The following is a 3,601-nucleotide window of genomic DNA, read 5'->3' as shown; positions in this document are numbered from 1 at the left end:
CGACGCGTCGGGCCTGCCCGCCGTGCTGGCGATCGATGCGCCCGTCGACTGCGTGATTGCCGACGGCGCGTACTACAGCATCGCGCAATCCGAGGCCTGGTCGAGCAGCGGTGTGCTGCCGGTGATTGCGCCGCCGGCCAATGCGGTGGTTCACGCTAAGCCGGCCACACGCTGGCACGACCAGATTGTCGGCTACATCAAGGAGAAAGGCATCCATGCGTTCCACCACAAGTACGGGTATGGCAAGCGCGCGCTGGTCGAGGCGCAGATTTCGCGGATCAAACGCTGCATCGGCGCGCGACTGCTGACGCGCCGACTCGAATCGCAGCAGCAGGGCGTGATCATTGCGAACCTCGTGAACCGGTGGAACAGCTTCGGCAAGGCGATTTGCGTCAAGACAGCCTAATTGCGCCCGCAACCAACTGAGCGCATACCCTGTCGAACAAAGCCAATACTCTGGCCATCCTTCACCCGTTGCACCGCAAGCGTCCTGAATTCCGGCGTGTGTTGCTGCTTCGGTATCTTCAACATTTTGCTTTCCATTCCGTCGAGTGTACCCGACCTCTTGGAGAGCGAAATTTCGGGGGAAGCTCACTTATCGGCCTGTCCGAATTTCCGCCGCCACCTCTGTTCGCTTCTTTCGTACACTTTTTCATGGTGGTCGGTTCCGGCCTTCGCCGGGTTCGATGGTTGTGCTCCTGACAAGCAACATTCTCAGCTAAACCGCCACCGCCTTCTCAAAATTCCGCCCGTCCGCCGTACACCACTTTCGACGATAGCTCCCGGATGAGGCATACTTCGCGACGCTGCCTGCGATCAAATCGGCAGCATGACTGCTCCGACGGTTCCACTTAAAAATCTCGGGACCCTGTCCGAACAAGCGGCGCCACCTCTGTCGTGTGGGCCGCGAATCGGCCAAGTCGCGGCGTGTCATGGCAGAGTCAGCTCAAAAGAGCGGTAATTCGAGGTGCCCTTAAGAAATGTGGCGTCGCCGAATCTCCATTTCTCGCGGGATATCCCGATTTGGTGAGTCGGCGGGCGAAGCTTCGGGGAGCGCCGCGGGCGTGCGCTGTGCGTGCGCGTAGAGGAATGGTTGATAAATCAGGGCGACGACGGCAGCAACCACCGCATTGATCACGTGCCCCTGGTTGGCGGAAGACAAATTAGTTTCTTCCAAGGCGGTGGCCGCACTCATGGCTATCCCCATGATGGTTTGGAATGCAGAAGTGCGCATCGCATCAGTTGTCAGGAACTGGTCAGCAACCTGTGTTGAGTTCGGCATTCGCGCAGCGACACGTACTCGCAAGCCATCGGTATCCTCCCTCGGCAGCGCGGCGACGGCTGCCTCAGGATCGCGCCCCTCCTCCAGCGCCTCCCGCCGAATGGCCGCTTGAGTTTGGCTCACATGTAACGCGCGGCTGATGCCCGGCCGCACCAAGTCGTCGAAAATTTCCGCGGTTGCATTGAGGACACCGCGCGTGACATCTTGTGCCAAGTCGGGCTGCAGGGAGCCGATCGCGCTTCGGACCCGATCACTTACCGATTCCGCGCTCACGGGCGATGCATGAGCGGCCGACGTGGAACCTGGCTTGGAGGTGAACCACTCAACCATCCTTTCGGTGGTCGCCGCAGCACTCGCGGGCGCACGAGCCGCTGCGGCGGCTGCGCCCATGACACGCCCCGCCCCTGAACTTGGGGCCCAGCTATCCATGGCCTCCCCGACGCCGAATTGGACCGCGCTGTATGCGGCACCTCCGGCCAAAGCGCTGCCAAGGTTAATGGGTGCGTTATCGTTTAGGGGGAAAAACAATTGAGCGAGGTCACGCGCCAGCGTATACGAGGCCATTTGCGGACCAAAAGAACTCATCAGTGAACCCAACGTCGATGGCTCACCAGTCTGGGAAGCGACAAGGAGGGCGCCGATTGACAGCGCCAACATGGCCACGCGCGCTGTTCGCGACTGTGACGTGGCAGTATGATTTGCCTCGTCCCGCACGAGGCCGGCAATGTTCAACGCCGGTCCCAGCAGCATGGCCGCTGCACCGATGACCTCCCGGGCAGGCATGGGCGCGTCGCCAAGCTGTAATGCCTTTTCGATGCCAAAACCGATCAGCTGTCGTAGCGTCGTCGTCAGACCGACGATGAGTCCAGTGCGAATTCCAACATTCGCGCCGTTGGCTGCCCAGCGCCCCAAGCCTCCCTCGAAATCGTTGTTGATGATCCTCCCCGCGAAGTCCATTACCGCAATGGCACGCTCCCGCGCGGTGAGCGGCGCACCGCCTTGCGCCTCCTGCCTGTCCTGTAGGAAAGCCGCAGCCTCCCGAGCCAGTTCATGAGCGGGTGTGCCGGGTGCTGACCGCTCGATCCCGCGATCCGCCCCATGTTTGGCGATTTCCTCAAGGGTTAACGCAACCTCTAGGTTTTCGGGACGTTCGCGACTTTCGCAAGACATCGCGTACATCACCTCGCCGTTATACTCATCGAGGATCTTCGCGGCATTTTCGAGCAAACCTGCTGCGTCTTTTCCTGGAATTCCAATCACGTTGGGCCGCACAGCAGCTGCCAGGTTCGATTCGATGTGGCCAATGTCAGTTTCCGACAGACTGGGTAGTGATTGGCTTCGATTCAGTGTGGGTGACGTCGCGATGTTGTTGGGGCCGCTGATGTAGCTTAGATTTGGCCAAGAAGTCGCATGACCGACGGGCATAGAGATTTCTCCTCGGGTTTCCTGTGGTTACGGGCACTTTGTTTGACGTTGTCGTCTCCAGTAGATCTAAGCTAGCAAATTTGCGAAGTCTTGCATTCGAAAATCGCTCATGCCGACCGGTGCACCCCCGGACGGTCAGTTGAAACACGACCCGCACGCGAAACTGTCTGTCACGCGCGACATTCCTCGGCATGGCCTTCAAGCTCGTCGAAGCAGCTGAGCAGTCGTGGCGCCGCATTCGCGGTGTCGACAAGATCGAACCGCTCTTGAACGGCGTGACCTTCAAGGACGGAACACCGGTGACCGAGAGCACACCGGCTCCTGCGCAACCGCTTGCCGCCTGATCATGTCGCTCGACCCTCGTACACCACATTTGACATTAGCTCCGGAGCTAGACATTAGCTCCGTCCGCATCTTACGCTACCGCTTCGCCAACGTGACAATGCCGGCTCCCGGCAATCCCTTGCAGGGCTTGGTCCAACTATGTTTTGCATGTCCGACTACAGAGACATGGTTGGAATTTTTTCGACCGACCTGTCACTTTCGCGATCAACAATCGACTAGTTCAGCGTCGGTAGCAGTCGCCCATCTTTTGCTTGCTGTCAAGGTTCCACGTATTGGAGTTTTCATGAAAATCGCACCGTCCCTCAATAGCTCCTATTCGCCCACGGCGCGCGACGAGACGTCCAGGGCTTCCGCCCGGCCAGTGAACACCACGGAAAGTCAGGCTGTTGACGCGAACAAGCAGCCGCTTGACCCGCATCGGCGTAAGCGGCTCGGCGCGACCAGTTCCATATTCGCGCGCGCATGGGGCATGATGTGAGAGCTTGGGGAGTTCCGTGAGGATCACGTGAGATCGTGCCCACGATCGTGGATCATGGGCACGATCTATCT

The 3,601-nt window shown here is 59.5% G+C and carries 3 protein-coding genes and 1 pseudogene; 3 read left to right on the top strand and 1 reads right to left on the bottom strand.

What is annotated here, in order from left to right:
• The coding region (locus CFB82_RS44390) for a transposase (protein WP_256990779.1) at window positions 1-406 on the top strand (406 nt) is incomplete at its 5' end.
• A gap of 567 nt (window positions 407-973) precedes the next feature.
• On the opposite strand, the gene CFB82_RS41065 is transcribed toward CFB82_RS44390, so the two are convergent.
• Window positions 974-2,707 (bottom strand): hypothetical protein, encoded by a 1,734-nt coding sequence (locus CFB82_RS41065; protein ID WP_143751080.1) that lies wholly within the window; start codon window positions 2,705-2,707, stop codon window positions 974-976.
• 146 nt (window positions 2,708-2,853) lie between these two features.
• On the opposite strand from CFB82_RS41065, the pseudogene CFB82_RS41060 reads away from it, so the two are divergent.
• Window positions 2,854-3,051 (top strand): annotated as a pseudogene (locus CFB82_RS41060) (IS256 family transposase); the annotation flags it as partial.
• 284 nt (window positions 3,052-3,335) lie between these two features.
• Window positions 3,336-3,530: a hypothetical protein gene (locus tag CFB82_RS42950; RefSeq protein ID WP_143751079.1), complete on the top strand. Its 195-nt coding sequence runs from the start codon at window positions 3,336-3,338 to the stop codon at window positions 3,528-3,530.
• The last annotated feature ends 71 nt before the right edge of the window (window positions 3,531-3,601 follow it).

This window comes from Burkholderia sp. HI2714 (assembly GCF_002223085.1).
Lineage (GTDB): Bacteria > Pseudomonadota > Gammaproteobacteria > Burkholderiales > Burkholderiaceae > Burkholderia > Burkholderia lata_D.
The sequence above is the reverse complement of the archived record's forward strand: the minus strand, read 5'-3'. Positions and strand labels throughout refer to the sequence as shown.

Coding starts and splice junctions, on each gene's coding strand:
- CFB82_RS42950 (WP_143751079.1), top strand. CDS start 3,336: ATGAAAATCGCACCGTCCCTCAATAGCTCCTATTCGCCCACGGCGCGC.
- CFB82_RS41065 (WP_143751080.1), bottom strand. CDS start 2,707: ATGCCCGTCGGTCATGCGACTTCTTGGCCAAATCTAAGCTACATCAGC.